The organism is Treponema peruense (assembly GCF_016117655.1).
In the GTDB taxonomy this organism is placed as follows: Bacteria; Spirochaetota; Spirochaetia; order Treponematales; family Treponemataceae; genus Treponema_D; species Treponema_D peruense.
The window spans coordinates 1,901,400-1,917,994 of sequence record NZ_CP064936.1; the positions used below are offsets into that span (position 1 = coordinate 1,901,400).

The window sequence follows — 16,595 nt, forward strand, 5'->3', positions numbered from 1 at the left end:
TTTTTGAAAGTTTAACATTTTTTTTTGTACGGTTCAATACAGCCTTGAAATTCTGTGCCGCAGGTCTTGGTTAAGGTACAGCGTAAATTCTGCATTTTTTCCTTCGACCGAATTAACCGTAATTCTGGCATGGTGTGAGTCAGCGATGGTTTTTGCAATTGACAGTCCAAGACCGCATCCGCCTGTTGCACGTGCCCTAGAGGTATCTGCCCGATAAAAGCGGTTGAATATTTTTGTAAGGGCATCTTTTGGAATTCCGTGTCCGGTATTAAAGACTTTTATAAAACACTTTCCGTCACTCATTCCAGCACTTACCCTTACAAGATCGCCCTTTTCTGAATTTTTAAGCGCATTGTCCAGAAAAATTACAAGGCACTGCTTTATTCTGGACTCGTCGGCATATACGTAAACGGGGGTTTGGGGAATTTCTGTTTCGAGCTTTTTACCTTGTTCAAAAACAACACTTTCAAAAGGGAGAACGGCACATGCACAGCAGGAAGCAAGATCAAATCTGACCGGGTTCATCTCAAGACGGCCAGAATCGTTTCTTGCAAGAAAGAGCAGATCTTTTATGAGTGCCGACATGCGCATGTTTTCTTTCTTTATATACTCCAGCCATTTGTTGCCGGGAATTTCCTGTTCAAGAACATCAGCATTTGCACCGATTACGGCAACCGGAGTTTTGAGTTCGTGGCTTGCATCTGCAATAAACTGTTTCTGGCGTACAAAGGCTTCTTTTACAGGTTTTATTGCCCAGAATGAAAATCCCCAGCAGATAAAAAATGCAATTACAAGACTTACAAAAAAAACTGCAAGTGAAATGAGCGTAAAATTAAACTGAAGATGAATCTCGTTGCGCCTGTCAAGAATTACGATGAGGTATCCGTCTGCATGGGGTCTCATCCTGAATGCATAACCGTTATAAAGTTTATGCGAATAATCTGCTGTTCTGTCAGCAAACATGCGCGCAATTATTGTATTAAGTTCTTCATCTGTTTCTGAACTGGAAAAATCGCTTATTGTTCTGTACAGCCGGCCGCTACTGTTCAAAAGACCGGAATAAAAATTGCGGAACCCGGCAGGCATTGGTGAAAACGGAAAAAGAAATTTTATTATTGACAAATGTGAATCCTGCTTTTCAATTTTTGCGCCGTGGTTATAGGAAAAACGTTCGTATTCAAAGGCCGGCGGATGCCCGTCATGTTCAAGCAGATCCTGCATAAAACGTTCGGAACCGTCGTAATTTGTAAGGGCAAGATTATAATTGAGCATAAAAACAATAACGGCCATTATTACAGCTATTATTGTCAGAGAAATAAACGAAAACTTTAAGTGAAGACGCCTGAACACTTACTGCCAAAAAGAAAATTACTTTCCTTCCTCCAGGGAATAACCTATTCCGCGCGAAGTCCTTATCTGGGTTGTGACTTTGAGCTGTTCCATTTTTTTTCTGATAAAGGAAATATAGACTTCAACATTATTGTATTCAGCATCGCTGTCACCGCCCCAGATTTTTTCTATAATGCGCTCTTTTTTTATAATCTGGCGCGGGTTTTCGAACAAAAGTTCTATTATCTGAAATTCTTTGAGCGAAAGTTTTATTGCTTCTCCACCGACTTTCTGAAGTTCACAGTTGCTTTTGTTAAGGACAAGATCTCCGAAGGAAACAGTATTTTCGCGGACTTCACCCTTGCGCCGTGTAAGAGCCCTGAGACGTGCAAGCAGTTCTTCAGTGCTAAAAGGCTTTACCAGGTAATCATCGGCCCCCGTATCAAGACCTTTTACCAGATCAGACACATCATCTTTTGCGGTAAGCACAAGAACCGGAACAGAATTTTTTTCGGCACGAAGAGTTTTCAAAACTTCAAAGCCGTCCATTCCGGGAAGCATAATATCAAGAATTACGGCATCATATATTCCGCTGCGGGCATATTTTAAGCCGTCAGTACCGGTATAAACTGCATCTACACCGTAACGGCGTTTCTGGAATATTTCTACAAGAGCCTGTGAAAGGCGTATTTCATCTTCGACTAAAAGAATTCTCATTGGGACAGTATACTATATTTTCCTGCCGTTAACCAGCATAAATTACTAACATTATGACTAGCACATCTTAAAAAGCTGCTCAATAAACGGTTCTCTTACAACCATGACCGAACAGTGTGCGCTTCCTATAATCTCGGCATCCTGTTCGGTTACAACATCATGAACCAAAGAAGACGTAGTGCGGCTTCCGCCTGTTGTTCCGCCCAAAAGAACGAGATTTGCCTTATATTCATCGGCGGCAGTAATTATTTCTGACCAGACGGCACCTTTTCTGAGTTCAACGTCTATTTTTACGCCTTTGGTTTTTGCAAGGGAAGCAACATACGAAAGGTTTCTGTCCCCGTCCTGCTGAAGGTTTCCGGCAATGGTATCCCCTTCTTCCTTTACAATAAACTTGGAAAGTGCAAGCTGGCGGATTGTTGCAGTATCTACAACATACACAACCTTAAGGCTGCACTTGTACTGCCTTGCCATAATTATGCCGAACATTACTGCCCGCAACGAAGACTGAGAACCATTGTATGCCACAACAATACGCTGAAAAAGAGGTTTTATCATTTTACTCCCTGCCTGTTCTTTAAAGATTTCAAGACAAACACATTATCTCTTTCACGTTCTTCAAGGACACTTTCAATGTACTTTACGGTGTCTCTTGCCTGCGGAATTACCATCTTGTCAAGTGCGTTTACGCGACGCTGCGTTTTTTTGACTTCAAGTGCCAGTCTCCATGCTATAGTCCTTATGCTGGCCATCTGTGTAAGAAGTGAAAGAAGTTCAAAAAAATCTTTCATTACTTCGTCGCTGTCGGCAAAGGTTCCCAGCATTGAAGAAAAAAGCTCTCTTTTGGGAAGATTTACGTCTATTGTTGTAAACGTCATTCCGCCAACAACGACAGGCTTTTTTGTTATATCGAATTTGTATTTTACCGCATGTGCAATGCGTTCGACACGGTCACCACCCACCGCCATAAGCATGTTCTTGAGCGCAGGATATGCTTTGGCAATACACTTGTCAATTTCACGCTCAAGAAGTTTTATTTTTTCAACAATGCGCATAAGTTCCATTACAAGAATCTCACGCTTCTGTTCAAGAAGATCATAGCCTTCGGTACTGACCTGAAGCTGTTCTTTTATTGAGAGAAGATTTGACTTTGTAGGAGCTATATTCAGCCTTGCCATTATTCTGCTTCCTTTTCCTTTGGAAGATATTTTTCTATAAGATCCGTCTTTATTCTGTACAGTTCGTCCACCGGAAGGATTGACAGAAGTTTCCAGCCCAAATCAAGTGTTTCATCAATTGAGCGGTCTTCGTACTCACCCTGGGTAAAAAACTTTGACTCAAGCTCGTTTCCGAACTTAAGGTAAAGGCGGTCCAAAGAAGACAGCTCTTCTTCACCGATAATGGAAGCAAGGTTGCGTATGGACTTAACCTTACTGTACGAAGCAAAAAGCTGGCTCGAAACAGAAGCGTGGTCTTCTCTTGTCATACCTGCACCGATTCCGTCTTTCATAAGGCGGCTCAAGCTTGGCAGTCCGCTTACAGGAGGATACATTCCCTTCTGCGACATTTCGCGGTCAAGAACAATCTGGCCTTCTGTAATGTATCCCGTAAGGTCAGGAATAGGATGGCTTATGTCATCGTTGGGCATCGTAAGAATAGGAATTTGGGTAATCGAACCTGTACTTCCCTGAATTTTTCCGGCACGCTCGTAAAGTTCCGCAAGATTTGAATAAAGATATCCAGGATATCCTTTTCTTCCCGGAACTTCACCGCGGGTTGTAGAAATTTCACGAAGGGCCTCGCAGTAGTTGGTCATATCTGTCATTACAACAAGAACATGCATGTTGCATTCAAAAGCCAGATATTCAGCTGCAGTAAGGGCACATCTTGGTGTAATAATTCTTTCTATGGAAGGTGCATCTGCCAGACTCTGGAACATTACTACCTTTGAAAGAACACCGCTTTCCTCAAAAGTATTCTTAAAGAACTGGGCAACGTCGTACTTGATTCCCATTCCTGCAAAAACCATTACAAATTCTTCGTCACTGTTCAAAAGTTTTGCCTGTCTGATAATCTGGGCTGCAAGCTTATTGTGGGGAAGACCGTTACCGCTGAATATAGGAAGCTTCTGTCCGCGAATAAGAGTGTTCATTCCGTCTATGGAAGAAATTCCTGTCTGAATAAAGTCACGCGGGTAAACACGGGCATAAGGGTTAATGGGGTTTCCGTTTACATTTACCTTTCTGCTTGAAATAATTTCGGGGTAACCGTCAATGGGTTCTCCAAGACCGTTGAAAATTCTTCCCAAAAGGCCGCGTCCTACCCTCAGTTCCAGAGGTTCTTCAAGGAATTCAACGGTTGTCGAATCCAAATCCAAGCCTGTCGTGCTTCCGAAAATCTGAACAACAGCGGCAGTTTCGTTCAAGTCAATTATTCGTCCGGTCTTTTTTTCACCGTTTTTGTCGCGAACATAGACTACTTCGTCATAAAAAGAATTCTCGCTGCGGCGGACTACAACAATCGGTCCGTCAACTGCGGTCAGTCCGGAATATTCTACGCCTCTCATACAGCTGCATCCTTGCGGTACATCCGCTCCAGTTCGGCCATCTGGTTTTCGAGATGACCCTGAATTTCTGTAAGTTTATCCAAATTGTCATTTGCAACTTCGCTCTTTGCCCTGAGAATCTCGGCGCGAACAGGAAGTTCAACAACCTTAAGAAGAGGACAGCCGGCTTTGACAACCGCAAGAGCCTTTTCATAATAGTTCATTATAAGAATCAGAATCTGAATCTGTTTTTCAGGGACTGAATAGGCGTCTACCTTGTCAAACTGGTCCTGCTGCAAAAAGCCGTTTTTAATCAGTTCACATGCAGTAAGAACAAGACGGTCTGCATCGGGAAGAGCATCTGCACCAATAAGACGCACTATCTGCTGGAGGCGCTGCTCTCTTTTAAGAAGATCCAGTGCCTGAACACGGATTGAAGCCCAGCGCGGATCAAATTTATCCCACCAGGAACGAATCTCATCTGCATATTCTGAATAGGAATCTATCCATCCGATGGCAGGATAATGGCGTGCATTGGCAAGTTCGCGGTCCAAAGCCCAGAAACATCTGATAAACCGTTTTGTATGCTGGGTAACAGGTTCAGAAAAATCTCCTCCAGGAGGCGAAACTGCACCGATTACAGAAACAGAACCTTCTTTTCCGCACAGGCTGTCTACGCGACCGGCACGTTCGTAAAATTCTGCAAGTCTTGTAGGAAGATATGCAGGGAATCCTTCTTCGGCAGGCATTTCTTCCATACGTCCTGAAAGTTCGCGCAATGCTTCTGCCCAACGGCTGGTAGAGTCTGCCATGATTGCAACATGCATTCCCATATCGCGGTAATATTCGGCAAGTGTAATTCCAGAATAAAGCGAAACTTCACGGGCAGCAACAGGCATATTTGATGTGTTTGCGATAAGAATGGTTCTTTCCATAAGGGAACGGCCTGTTCTTGGGTCAATCAGTTTTGGAAAGTCCGTAAGAACATCGGTCATTTCGTTTCCGCGTTCACCGCATCCTATGTAAACGATAAGATCAGCGTCGCACCATTTTGCTATGGCATGCTGGGTCATAGTTTTTCCTGTACCGAATCCGCCCGGAATAGCAGCAGTGCCACCCTTGCTTAAAGGAAAGAAAACATCTATAACCCTAAGTCCTGTTACCAGAGGCTGTGAAACTTCGAGTTTGTGTGCAAAAGGTCTTGGTTTTCTGAGCGGCCAGTACTGTGACATTGTAATTTTTTCATCAAGTTCTGTCGTTGCAATAACTTCGTCTACAGTATAAGACCCCTTTCCTGCAAATGAAGAAAGAACGCGGCCTCTTATTGTGGGAGGAACCATAATCTTATGAAGAACAGAGCCTGTTTCCTGTACTGTACCCAAAACCATTCCCGGGGCAATGGAAGAGCCTTCTTTTATTTCTGAACCGTCAGAAGGATGCTGTGCCGGGGTAAAGTCCCACTTGCGTTTTGTGTCAATTGCATCTGTACGCTGGCCAGGAAGCAGAAAAGCACCACCGCTTTCGTACATTTCCTTAAGCGGGCGCTGGATTCCGTCGTAAATTGTTCCGACAAGTCCAGGTCCAAGTTTAAGGGACAAAGGCCTTTCGTTGCTTACTACGCGTTCACCTACATGCATTCCCGAAACGTCTTCGTAAACCTGGATTGTGGCATTTCCTTCACTCTGGCGGATTATTTCACCGATAAGTTTTTTTTCGCCTACATCAACAACGTCGTAGAGTCCGCAGCCGTCCAGTCCTTCGGCATAAACAATAGGTCCGCTTATTCTTGTTATTTTACCTTCAATCATTCCGGAAGCCTCCCGCAAAAGAGAGCCAAAGAAAGCTCCTCACTTTTTTCATCAAGCATTTCTTTTATTATCTCGTCAAGTGTAAGTCGGCATTTTATTTTTGAATCATCAGTAGAAAGAATAATTCCTTCCCTTCTTGAAAATCCCTTTACGGCTTCGTCGCGCAAAAGTATTTCTTTTCCTTCAGAACAGCCGGCAAGATTTTCACCGAATTTGTCTTTAAGCATTTTTTCTGCCGCAGTCTTATCGAAACCAACAACGACTGCATTGATTTTTTTACCTTCAAGTATTTTTTTTGTGCGTTCAATCATGGTTCCGATTATTTCCAGATGCTTTTCTGCGTCAAGTGAATCAAAATACAAATTCATAGACTCAATAACGCTGTTATAAACAAAACTTACAAGACACCTCTGTTTTTCAAGGGGAAGCGAAGCATTTAAGTTTTTTTCATAAGAGCGCATTTTTTCCTGAGACGCTTTTTTTGCAGCTTCTGCGGCCAGTTCAAGTCTGGCTTCAACACCGTCAATAAGAGACGCTGCCGTTTTCTGAGCCTCAGAAAGAACACGGGCCGCTTTTTTTGTACTGTCGGCCCTGATTTCTTTATCAAGAACTTCTGTTGAACGTAATTCTTCCATTTTATATTTTCCGACTGCTAAACCTGAATTCCTACAGCCTCACGAATGGCATCGGTAAGAGTCTTGCGACCCTCGATATGCCCTCCAAGACCTGGAATTTCCACAATAAGAGGAGACGAGCCCTTCATCTGCCAATCCCGGACTTCCGGAGACAGCATGTCAGACACATCCTCTGTAAGAATGAGAACTTTGGGTCTGTCCTGTTCCGCCGGAGAATCAACAGAAGCAGACTGCCCTGTAACGCGCATAAACGCATTCAAAGCTTCGCTCCGGTTGACTGCGGTTTGTCCTTTAACGCCTACAAGCATAAAGGCAAGGACAATTTCCCGTTCTCCTATGACAAAATACTCCAAAAGAAAATCCTTCCAGCGGACGGCTTACATTATTATAATGAAAAGCGCAACAAGGAATCCCCAAAGACAGATACCTTCTGCAAGACCTACAAACGGAAGAGCCTTTCCTGAAAGTTCCGCATTTTCGCTCATGGCACCCATAGCAGCAGCACCAATCTTTCCGACAGCTGCACCACCACCGATACATGCAATGCCTACAGCAACAGCAGCTGCAATGTATTTGATGGAAGAGCCGATGTCTGATTTTTCTGCCGGAGCCTGAGTCTCAACAGTCTGCTCTGCGGCAGCTTCTGTCTGGGCCGGTTCTGCAGTCTGTGCAAAAATTCCTGCAACGCATACAGCCATCATCATAGACAAAACAAGTAAAAACTTCCTGCTCATAAAAATACCTCTTATTTTATAAATCGGCCTGCTCAAAAGAACAAAACCGTTATTAACAAAATTACGCCTGAACCGCCGACTTGTATTCAAAGCGGAACGGCTTAAATTCCCTTCCTGTTTCTGAAAAGAATTTGCTGAAGAATTCATAATACTGAAGTCTTACAACCTGAATGGCAACAATCATTCCTTCAAGAACAATAACAATTCCATTACCGATTATTGAAACCAGAATACCACCTGCCGGCGGAACAATTTCTACCATCATTTCGATAATATAACCGAGAACCGCATGTGCAAGGGCAAAGGCACCTACACGCAGGAAACTTACGGTATTTGAAAGATATGAAGAAATTACTTCGATAATTTCAACAATGGCAGCAATTACCGCGCTGAACAGTCCGTTTTCAAGAACAGGGCGCTCACCGTCAACCAGACGTTCAAAAGGTTCACCGAAGGCAGTAAGGAAAAGTGAAACACCCATGACAATCCAGTCATAAAGCGCAGGAGAATGTCCAAACAGCGCAACTCTTACGGCAAATACAATGACATACCAGAAGAAAATTGCGCCCGTAAGTCCGGTTTTTCCAAATACAGCCTTACCCTTTTTGCCCAGCGCAAACTGGTTGATAATATTGATGATAATTCCGCAGGTATTGATAACAAAACCGACAGCAATCGTAAATCCAAAGAACATAAACATGCGCTTTATTGATTCGGGATTGCCTGAAGGCATAAGTTCAAGAATAGTATCGCGCGGTGTTCCAAAAAGACCTGTAACCCAGCGTGAGAAAGGAACAAGAACCGTTGCGTTTGCAAAGAATTCGCCGGTAAGAAGGCCCATTATTGTACTGCTTACACCAATGCTTATAAAAACAAGTGCAAACTTTTCCCAGCCGGCAAGTTTTACAACCTTACAGGCCATAAGAATTCCCAGAATAAGGAACACAAATCCCTGGCCTGCATCACCGAACATAATTCCAAAAAGAACTGTAAAGAAAATTGCAACAAAAGGAGTCGGGTCAACCGTTCCGTACAAAGGTGAACCGTAACTGAAAATAAGACGTTCAAAACTACTTATAAGTTTTCCGTGCTTAAGCTGAACAGGAACCTTTTCTTGGCCAGAAGCAACAGATTCAACTTCGTGCGGAAGAAATTCCCTTATTCCGGTGTGGCCTTTTGTAAGTTCATCCAGATCCTTCATAACCTGTCTGCTTTCATAAGCCGGAATCCAGCCTGTAATCCTGTAAACAAATTCAGTTGACTCAAGGTTTCCTTCAACTGCATGAATCTGGCTTCCAACAGAATAAACCTGAAGAAGATGAAGAAGTTCCTTTTTGTGTGTTTCGGCAAAATTCTTTCTTTCTTCCTGTATTTCAGAAAGCTTCTGTACAGCCTCTGTCTTTTTGTTTTTAAGCGAAATAAGTACATCTTCAGGAATTCCCTTGAAATCCTTAGGAACAGAAAGTTCAACAAAGCCGAATTCCTTTAAATCTGCATCAAGGGCAAAACGCGCTTTTTTTGATGAAGCCGCAAGAATTCTTGAACCGTCATCGCCGAGTTTGACGATTGTTGCACGCGCACCAACTTTTTCCTTAAGGGCATCAAATTTTGCCGGATCAATCTTTCCTATTCTGAGCGTCAGAAATGACAGGGATTCAAGTTCTGAATAAGACACTTTAAGGTTTGAAAAAGCCTGTGCTTCAGAATAGTCAGAAGTCACGCGCCTAAGCATTTCAGAAGCTTCCACTTCTTTTTTATGAAGTTCCTCTACAGAGTCAATAATTTTTACTGCTTCACTTTCATCTTCTGTACTCGGAACAGAAAGTTTTTCTTTATACTCCGTCAGGTCGGGAATATCCAGTGCTGTTCTGACCTGCTCAAGCCGGCTGAAAATTGCACCGTCAGGATTCAGATGTTCCCCCGAAGAAGCCGAAGCACCGGTCAAATCCTGCTGAAACTGGAATTCGCCGAGTTCGCCAAGATATTTGAGAACTGCATGAATATCTTCCCTAAGAACCATCAGTTCGACAAGTCTCATTGCAGTTGTTCTAGCCATTTTTCACCTCCGAAATTCCGGCCATCTGCATAGCCTGAATGGAACTTATATTCAGTCGAAGACTTTCCGACGCCATACGGATATTGTCAAGTTCATTTCTCTTTATGATAAACCAGCAGACAAGTGGACATTCTGTAAACGGATGCCTGTGAAAAAGACGCCTCGCCCGCTCCAGATAAACATGTTTGTATGCATTGGAAATCCATCTTGCATCCACAGTCCAAACAACACCTTCTTCATGCGGGTTCAAAAGTTCTGCATACTTCCAGTTTTTCCATGATTCCCAGTCGTCTGTATCCTTGTCTATAATTTCTAATGCAGAAAGAACAAGCGGGTCGTTTTCTGACTTTTCATCAGTTGAATAAATAAGATTGTCAAGAATTTCTTCCCTTGACATATCGTAATAAAGCTTAAGACGCAAAGCCCAGAGTGCATTGTTCATATTAAGCTTGTCACCGATAAGATTTTTCAAGTCACTTCTGCATTCAGAGTCAATATGCCTGAGGGAATTCCACAAAGACTGCGTATACTGGCAGTCAAGTTTGTAATCAAGATTTTTCTGCTCCGAAAGTTCGGGAACAGTATTATACCACTCAAGCGGCCCGCCGCAGGTAATTGCAGCAAGATCAGGCCATTTTGAATAGTCAATCAGGTTGAACGGAGCAATTGACTGGTAAGACGGAATTTTCTTTTCTTTAAGACAGAGCGCGGCAGCAAATTCCTTTAAATTGTCGTAGTCATAAAAACTGAGCAGGGAAAGAAGAACGGGGGACGGCTTTGAATAATTCTGAAGAAGACTTTTGAAGTCGCTTATAAACTTGTCTGCGGCTTGTTTTTCAAGAGCCTTGGCAAAAAGTGTTTCCGGAACAGCCGGAATTTCCTTTTTAAAAAGAAGAGTCCACAATTCCTGCAGGGACTTTGCCGAAAACAGGCGTTCAGAACGTGCACCTACAAAAGACCTGGCCAGCATTCCGCTCGCCTTTGCGTAAACATAAGAATCAGCGGCAGACTTATCCATTGCCATAAGCAGCCCTTAGGAAAACAGAATCGAATCCATAAAGGAATCGAATGCTTTTGTATCTTTTTTTGATGATAAAAGAGAATTTTTATAATCTTCCATAGATTTGGCATGTTCCGAATCTATGCGGGTCTTTTCAGAAGTCTCGGAAACTTCAATTCCAGAAACAACAGACTTGTATCTTTCTGCAAATTTGGACTCGGCAAGTGCGCGGGCCTCTGCAATTTTTCTGTCTGCTTCTTTCTGTGCATCGAGCAAAGTAATAGAGGCTTCATGCTCCACGTCCAGAAGATGCTGTATTACATCAACTTCTGCAGCCATCTTATACCTCCCTGATTCCGGTAAATGAACTACCGCAGCCAAACTAATGTTCAGCTTTTATCAAACCCACAAAGAAAATCATAAACATCCTGCGCGGATTTTTTCTCTTCGATATTTTTTGAAAATTCAGGATTCTGCAGGGCTGAAGCCAAATCCTTAAGGACTTTAAGATGAAGATCATCTTCGTTTTCGCCGCACAAAACCATAAAAACAAGATGCACGGGAGAACCGTCAAGCGATTCATAGTCAATTCCAGAACGGCTTATTCCCAAAGCACCTATACACCCTTTTACAGACGCACATGTACCGTGGGGAACCGCAATTCCGTGCATGATTCCCGTACTCATTTTTGACTCTCTTTCATGAAGAGCAGAAAGAACCTTATTTCTGTCCAGACCAGGATTTGCAGACACAAGAGCCTGAGTCATTTCCTCAAACAGTTCGTCCTTATCCTCACTTTCCAAATTGAGTAAAATGCACTCTTTAGAAAAAATCCGGGACAAAATCATTATGCTCTCCGATTATTCGGTCTTTTTGGCAGAAGGATCACTGATTGTCTGCTGTGGAACTTCATTTTCGAGTTCCTGATCAATCCAGTTTGAATCTGAAGAAGAAGCTGTTTCTTCTGCACCCTGAACCTGAACAGCGGCATCATCAAGACTTGCCCTTGCAGGAGCCTTATTCAGAAGAGAGAGAGAGAATGCAACAATAAAGAAAAGGGCAACAAAAACGCCCGTCGTCTTTGTAAGCACACTGGCTGAATGCGCACCGAACGCAGCACTCTGTCCGCCGCCGAACGCACTTCCCATACCGTTGTTATCTTCGTTCTGCACGAGTACAAGCAATACCAGTAATACACAAATAATAACAAATGCCACAAGCAGGATTGTTCTTACAACACCCATTTTTTTACTCCAGAGTCCGTACTATTACGGAAAAATCATTTTGTACATTCCATAATACCGTAATATCATGTTATAGTCAATTAATGCAACCTCTAAAAAACACACTAAGGCTGCCTCACTTTTTTGGACCCTGTATTTTTATTTTCCCTTGTATTTGAGGACAATGACGGTAAGGTCGTCTCTGAGCGGAACAGCCTCTGTAAAGCAACCGAAAATGTCCAGTACGTATTCCAGGACTTTTTTGGAAGAAGAAGCGGGTGCGTTTCCGAAGATATGCTGCAGTCTTTCTACACCAAGTTCATCACCGGCCAGATTGCGGCTTTCTACAAGACAGTCAGTATATAGAAGAAAATATGTATCTTTTTCTACATGATATTCTATTGTTTTACAGCCCGAAGGAAGAAGTCCGTCCATTCCCAAAAACATTCCCCTGAAGGCGCCGTCTGTTCCGCCAAGAACAGAAACTTCACTTTTTGAAGATTTGTCTGTTGTTTTTACAAGAACATCAGTATGTCCGCAGTTGACATATTCCACCTGGTTATCTTTTACCCTCAAAAAAAGTCCCGTCAGGTAGTTTTCGACCATTCCCTTCTCTTTTGTAAGCATTTCATTAAAGCGGCGGGCTACTGTTTCCAAAGGTTCTTTTCTTCCCTGCATAAAGGTTCTTTCGGCAATATATTTTGAAAGAATTCCAACCAGTCCTGATGCAACACCGTGGCCTGACACATCAAAAAGACCTGTTCCCACAAAGTCCCCGTTTTTGTTGTAATAAAAATCGTAGACATCGCCCGAAACAGAAGACATCGGGCGAAAGTAAAATGCACAGTCCCATTCGTCAGTTGAAGGTGCCTTTGACGGATAAAAACTTTTCTGAACAGTTTCGGCCATGCGCATGTCCCTTTCGTGAACAATCTGCTGTTCCTGCAGAAGGCGGTTTTTTCGGCTTATTTCGCGTGTACGCTCGGTTACTTCGACAGAAACAATGCTGTCCAGAAGTTCCTTGATGGTAACTATTCCAAGGTAAATTCCGTTTTCGCTTATTACAATCGGGTCATAAATGCTTTTTTCACTTCTTGACATAGCCTTGTTTGCGGCAATTTCTACGGCTTCAGAAGAATCAAGTGTAATAAAATCGCGGATCATTATATCTTTTACAAGTTTTCTTGAATTGAGCCCAAACCCGTACTGGCCTCCAAGAAGGTCCGAAAGAAACGCCCTGGGCATAATTCCAAGAATGCGACGGTCTACATCCACAACAGTTGCTATGGTGCAGTTGTCGTTTGTATGGAACAGGCTCATCAAATCCGTAACAGGCATGTCTGAAAAAACAGTAATTCCCGGTGCTGCAAGTTCGCCTATTTTGCGTCCACTTACCAAAGACGGGTCTGTTGCCCCCTGAAGTTCCTTTGCAACCTGAATATTTGAGGCTTTTTTCTTGCTTCCGACGGCTTTTTTTGCTTCGGCCGCTGATTTTCCGCGAAGGACTGCAAGATTTTTCTGGTATGCAATAATGCGTGAATATGCTGCAGGAGACACTTTCTGCGGTGCAAGCGACACTTCCGCAATAAAGTCACCCTGGGCAAAACGCACGCCCAAAGTAAGAAGAGTGTCCAGTTCCTGAGAAGTTTCTACACCTACAGCCGTAAGTCCTATTCCCGAGTCTGACGAAAATGAAACAAGGCTTTTTATCATGGACTGACGTATGGGATTTGTTTCTATTCCCCTGATTATATCCTTGTCGAGCTTAATGTAGTCGGGGTTAAGCGAACATATTGATTCCAGCCCGGAATATGCACGCCCTACATTGTCAAGTGCCACCTTGAATCCGTGCTGGCGGTAAAGCATCATTATATCGGAAAGAATTTTTTCTTTTTCTGACTGAAGGCCTTCTGTTAGTTCAAGGACAATATTTCTGGGATCAATTCTGTACCGTTCAAAAAGTCCCTTTGTGTAATCCTGATGCGAACCGGAACATTCTTCGGCACACGGATAAACGTTTATGAAAATGCGCCTGTGTATTCCCATCATGGCAGCTGTTTTGAGAATTGCCTTGCGGCAGAGTTTCTCGAGGTCCCAAATTTTGTTCCTGTCATCGAGTTCTTTGAAAATCCCGGAAACACATTCCCCGTCAATCCGCGTAAATGCTTCATAACCCAAAATATCTCCATTTTCCAGCGATACTATAGGCTGAAAAACCGCTTCCACTGAACGTCTGTTTATTTCATCAAAATCCATGCAAGCAGAATAAGACCGCAAAATTAAATGACTATTAATTCTTTATAAAACGAATATGAATAAAAAAAGGCCGGGTGACCGTTTTTTCAAACAAATCACCCAGCCCTTGTATTGCCAAAAATCTATGTATTCAGATTAGAACTCACAGATTGGAGCAAATGTATCTGCCTTAAGAGAAGCTCCTCCGATAAGACCGCCGTCAATGTCCGGCTGTGCAAGGAGATCCTTTGCATTTGAAGCCTTCATTGAACCGCCGTACTGGATGATTGTCTCGTCGGCAACTTTCTGGTTGTAAAGTTTTGCAATATACTCACGGCAGAACTTATGGATAGCTTCTGCATCTTCAGGAGTTGCAGTCTTTCCTGTTCCGATTGCCCAAACAGGTTCGTAAGCGATTGTAACATGAGCCATCTGTTCTGCAGAAACACCTGCAAGGTCGGCAGAAAGCTGGAATGCACATACAGTTTCTGCGTTTCCGGCTTCACGGTCAGCAAGAAGTTCACCAATGCAGAGAACTACATCAAGACCTTCTGAAAGACAGCGGCGGACTTTTTTGTTGATAAGTTCATCGCTTTCTCCAATCTCGTGGCGGCGCTCTGAGTGTCCTATAATTACAGTCTGAACTCCCACATCCTTGAGCATTTCTGTTGAAACTTCACCGGTGTGTGCTCCGTTTGCTGTAGCGGCTACGTCCTGTGCACCAAGAATAATATTGCTTCCCTTGATTACCTGTGAAACAGCGTCAAGATAAACAAACGGAACACCGATCATGTACTTGCCTTTCTTGTCCTTAAGAACTGCAACCAAATCCTGTGCAAGCTTTACGGCTTCTGCCCTGCTTGTATTCATCTTCCAGTTTCCGGCGATATAATGTGTGCGTGCCATTCAACTTACCTCTGTATAAATTATTTTGTCGCAAGAATAGCGATTCCCGGGAGAGTCTTTCCTTCAAGGAACTCAAGGGATGCTCCACCGCCTGTAGAAACATGGCTCATCTTGTCTGCAAGGTGGAACTTGTTTACAGCAGCAACAGAATCACCGCCGCCTACAACAGTCATTGCTCCGTTACCTGTAGCTTCTGCTACAAGGCGGGCTACAGTTTCTGTCCCCTTTGCAAAAGCGTCGAATTCAAATACTCCGACAGGTCCGTTCCATACGATGGACTTTGCTGTTGAAATTACTTTCTTGTACTCTTCGATTGTCTTTGGACCGACATCCATTGCCATAAGGTTGTCAGGAATGCATACTCCGTCAACGGCAACAGGTGTTGCATCAGGGCTGAATTCTGCAGCTGCAACATGGTCTACAGGAAGAAGTATCTTTACACCCTTTACCTGTGCATCTGCAAGAAGTTTCTTTGCTGTGTCGATAAAATCATCTTCAACAAGAGACTTTCCTACACTGTGTCCCTGTGCCTTAAGGAATGTATATGCCATTCCGCCGCCGATAACAAGAGCAGAAGCATTCTTAAGAAGGCTCTCAAGAACTGCAATCTTTGAAGAAACTTTTGCTCCACCGATAATTGCTACCTGTGGCTTTGGCGGGTTGTGAAGCATAGGCTCAAGGTACTTTACTTCTTTTTCCATAAGGAATCCGCCGACGGGCTCTGTCTTCATAAACTTTGCGATAGAAGCTGTTGAAGCATGGTCGCGGTGTGCTGTTCCGAATGCGTCATTAACAAAAATGTCACCGTATGTGGCAAGTTCCTGTGCCATCTTGTCGCGCTCAGCAGCATCCTTTGATGTTTCTTCCTTGTGGAAGCGTGTGTTTTCGAGCATCATTACTCCGCCTTCAGGAAGAGCGTCTACTGCTGCCTTCTGTCCGAGAGCGTCTGCTGCAAATACAACCTTCTGCCCGAGCTTTGATTCAAGGTAAGCTGCAACAGGAGCCATGCGGTTCTTTCCGTTGATAAACTTTTCCTTATCTGCTTCTGTAAAAGTCTTTCCTGCTTTTTCTGCCTTTTCTGCGGCTTTCTTAACGTCCTTTGCCGGGTCTCCGAGGTGGCTCATAAGAACCAGGCTTCTTGGTCCCTGCTCAAGAATATACTTGATTGTGGGCAGTGCGGCCATGATGCGGGTATCATCCTGAACAACCCCGTCTTTCATTGGAACGTTGAAATCAACACGCATAATAATGCGTTTACCCTTAAGATCCACGTCTTTTACAGTCTTAATCATAAAAAATTCCTCCAAATGGAAAATTTACCAAAGTTAACATTCCAATAATATACATTTTTTTCCATAAAATCAATCACACTTTTAATGTGATTGTACTTTTCAGAAAAAAGGTGTA

The 16,595-nt window shown here is 43.3% G+C and carries 17 protein-coding genes; all 17 read right to left on the reverse strand.

Going from position 1 to position 16,595, the window contains the following annotated elements:
- Positions 1-33: 33 nt before the first annotated feature.
- The 17 genes from IWA51_RS08745 to IWA51_RS08825 all read right to left on the reverse strand — a co-directional run bounded on the left by IWA51_RS08745 (position 34) and on the right by IWA51_RS08825 (position 16,480).
- On the reverse strand, positions 34-1,290 hold the full coding sequence (locus IWA51_RS08745) for a sensor histidine kinase (protein ID WP_198442133.1): 1,257 nt from the start codon (positions 1,288-1,290) through the stop codon (positions 34-36).
- Between the two features lie 78 nt (positions 1,291-1,368).
- A complete protein-coding gene (locus tag IWA51_RS08750) occupies positions 1,369-2,046 on the reverse strand; it encodes a response regulator transcription factor (RefSeq protein WP_177527547.1) in 678 nt (225 codons plus the stop codon).
- Between the two features lie 57 nt (positions 2,047-2,103).
- The gene (locus IWA51_RS08755; RefSeq protein WP_177527548.1) at positions 2,104-2,604 is read right to left on the reverse strand and encodes a universal stress protein; all 501 of its coding nucleotides are present in this window, start codon (positions 2,602-2,604) and stop codon (positions 2,104-2,106) included.
- Entirely contained in the window at positions 2,601-3,224 is a 624-nt protein-coding gene (locus IWA51_RS08760; RefSeq protein ID WP_177527549.1) for a V-type ATP synthase subunit D, read from the reverse strand. The genes IWA51_RS08755 and IWA51_RS08760 overlap by 4 nt, the downstream gene beginning before the upstream one ends.
- Positions 3,224-4,612 (reverse strand): V-type ATP synthase subunit B, encoded by a 1,389-nt coding sequence (locus tag IWA51_RS08765; RefSeq protein ID WP_177527550.1) that lies wholly within the window; start codon positions 4,610-4,612, stop codon positions 3,224-3,226. Before IWA51_RS08765 ends, IWA51_RS08760 begins: the two co-directional genes overlap by 1 nt.
- A complete protein-coding gene (locus IWA51_RS08770) occupies positions 4,609-6,399 on the reverse strand; it encodes a V-type ATP synthase subunit A (RefSeq protein ID WP_177527551.1) in 1,791 nt (596 codons plus the stop codon). The genes IWA51_RS08765 and IWA51_RS08770 overlap by 4 nt, the downstream gene beginning before the upstream one ends.
- Complete coding sequence (locus tag IWA51_RS08775) at positions 6,396-7,034, reverse strand: hypothetical protein (protein WP_198442134.1); 639 nt, start codon at positions 7,032-7,034, stop codon at positions 6,396-6,398. Before IWA51_RS08775 ends, IWA51_RS08770 begins: the two co-directional genes overlap by 4 nt.
- Before the next feature lie 17 nt (positions 7,035-7,051).
- Positions 7,052-7,387, reverse strand: coding sequence for a V-type ATP synthase subunit F (locus tag IWA51_RS08780; RefSeq protein ID WP_177527553.1), 336 nt, complete (start codon positions 7,385-7,387; stop codon positions 7,052-7,054).
- A gap of 24 nt (positions 7,388-7,411) precedes the next feature.
- Positions 7,412-7,768 (reverse strand): ATP synthase subunit C, encoded by a 357-nt coding sequence (locus IWA51_RS08785; protein ID WP_177527554.1) that lies wholly within the window; start codon positions 7,766-7,768, stop codon positions 7,412-7,414.
- Positions 7,769-7,829: 61 nt separating this feature from the next.
- Complete coding sequence (locus tag IWA51_RS08790; RefSeq protein WP_177527555.1) at positions 7,830-9,824, reverse strand: V-type ATP synthase subunit I; 1,995 nt, start codon at positions 9,822-9,824, stop codon at positions 7,830-7,832.
- The gene (locus tag IWA51_RS08795) at positions 9,817-10,848 is read right to left on the reverse strand and encodes a V0D/AC39 family V-type ATPase subunit (protein WP_230402637.1); all 1,032 of its coding nucleotides are present in this window, start codon (positions 10,846-10,848) and stop codon (positions 9,817-9,819) included. Before IWA51_RS08795 ends, IWA51_RS08790 begins: the two co-directional genes overlap by 8 nt.
- A gap of 9 nt (positions 10,849-10,857) precedes the next feature.
- A complete protein-coding gene (locus tag IWA51_RS08800) occupies positions 10,858-11,163 on the reverse strand; it encodes a hypothetical protein (protein ID WP_198442135.1) in 306 nt (101 codons plus the stop codon).
- 50 nt (positions 11,164-11,213) lie between these two features.
- Positions 11,214-11,672 (reverse strand): PTS sugar transporter subunit IIA, encoded by a 459-nt coding sequence (locus tag IWA51_RS08805; protein ID WP_177527557.1) that lies wholly within the window; start codon positions 11,670-11,672, stop codon positions 11,214-11,216.
- Positions 11,673-11,684: 12 nt separating this feature from the next.
- Positions 11,685-12,068, reverse strand: coding sequence for a preprotein translocase subunit SecG (gene secG / locus IWA51_RS08810; RefSeq protein WP_198442136.1), 384 nt, complete (start codon positions 12,066-12,068; stop codon positions 11,685-11,687).
- Between the two features lie 138 nt (positions 12,069-12,206).
- Positions 12,207-14,303, reverse strand: coding sequence for an EAL domain-containing protein (locus tag IWA51_RS08815; protein ID WP_198442137.1), 2,097 nt, complete (start codon positions 14,301-14,303; stop codon positions 12,207-12,209).
- Positions 14,304-14,438: 135 nt separating this feature from the next.
- Complete coding sequence (gene tpiA / locus IWA51_RS08820; RefSeq protein ID WP_177527560.1) at positions 14,439-15,188, reverse strand: triose-phosphate isomerase; 750 nt, start codon at positions 15,186-15,188, stop codon at positions 14,439-14,441.
- Positions 15,189-15,208: 20 nt separating this feature from the next.
- Positions 15,209-16,480: a phosphoglycerate kinase gene (locus IWA51_RS08825; RefSeq protein WP_177527561.1), complete on the reverse strand. Its 1,272-nt coding sequence runs from the start codon at positions 16,478-16,480 to the stop codon at positions 15,209-15,211.
- Between the last annotated feature and the right edge of the window lie 115 nt (positions 16,481-16,595).

What these genes read in the sequence shown, in the direction of transcription:
- IWA51_RS08745 (WP_198442133.1), bottom strand. Translation starts at nt 1,290, where the DNA reads ATGGCCGTTATTGTTTTTATGCTCAATTATAATCTTGCCCTTACAAAT.
- IWA51_RS08750 (WP_177527547.1), bottom strand. Translation starts at nt 2,046, where the DNA reads ATGAGAATTCTTTTAGTCGAAGATGAAATACGCCTTTCACAGGCTCTT.
- IWA51_RS08755 (WP_177527548.1), bottom strand. Translation starts at nt 2,604, where the DNA reads ATGATAAAACCTCTTTTTCAGCGTATTGTTGTGGCATACAATGGTTCT.
- IWA51_RS08760 (WP_177527549.1), bottom strand. Translation starts at nt 3,224, where the DNA reads ATGGCAAGGCTGAATATAGCTCCTACAAAGTCAAATCTTCTCTCAATA.
- IWA51_RS08765 (WP_177527550.1), bottom strand. Translation starts at nt 4,612, where the DNA reads ATGAGAGGCGTAGAATATTCCGGACTGACCGCAGTTGACGGACCGATT.
- IWA51_RS08770 (WP_177527551.1), bottom strand. Translation starts at nt 6,399, where the DNA reads ATGATTGAAGGTAAAATAACAAGAATAAGCGGACCTATTGTTTATGCC.
- IWA51_RS08775 (WP_198442134.1), bottom strand. Translation starts at nt 7,034, where the DNA reads ATGGAAGAATTACGTTCAACAGAAGTTCTTGATAAAGAAATCAGGGCC.
- IWA51_RS08785 (WP_177527554.1), bottom strand. Translation starts at nt 7,768, where the DNA reads ATGAGCAGGAAGTTTTTACTTGTTTTGTCTATGATGATGGCTGTATGC.
- IWA51_RS08790 (WP_177527555.1), bottom strand. Translation starts at nt 9,824, where the DNA reads ATGGCTAGAACAACTGCAATGAGACTTGTCGAACTGATGGTTCTTAGG.
- IWA51_RS08795 (WP_230402637.1), bottom strand. Translation starts at nt 10,848, where the DNA reads ATGGCAATGGATAAGTCTGCCGCTGATTCTTATGTTTACGCAAAGGCG.
- IWA51_RS08800 (WP_198442135.1), bottom strand. Translation starts at nt 11,163, where the DNA reads ATGGCTGCAGAAGTTGATGTAATACAGCATCTTCTGGACGTGGAGCAT.
- IWA51_RS08805 (WP_177527557.1), bottom strand. Translation starts at nt 11,672, where the DNA reads ATGATTTTGTCCCGGATTTTTTCTAAAGAGTGCATTTTACTCAATTTG.
- secG (WP_198442136.1), bottom strand. Translation starts at nt 12,068, where the DNA reads ATGGGTGTTGTAAGAACAATCCTGCTTGTGGCATTTGTTATTATTTGT.
- IWA51_RS08815 (WP_198442137.1), bottom strand. Translation starts at nt 14,303, where the DNA reads ATGGATTTTGATGAAATAAACAGACGTTCAGTGGAAGCGGTTTTTCAG.
- tpiA (WP_177527560.1), bottom strand. Translation starts at nt 15,188, where the DNA reads ATGGCACGCACACATTATATCGCCGGAAACTGGAAGATGAATACAAGC.
- IWA51_RS08825 (WP_177527561.1), bottom strand. Translation starts at nt 16,480, where the DNA reads ATGATTAAGACTGTAAAAGACGTGGATCTTAAGGGTAAACGCATTATT.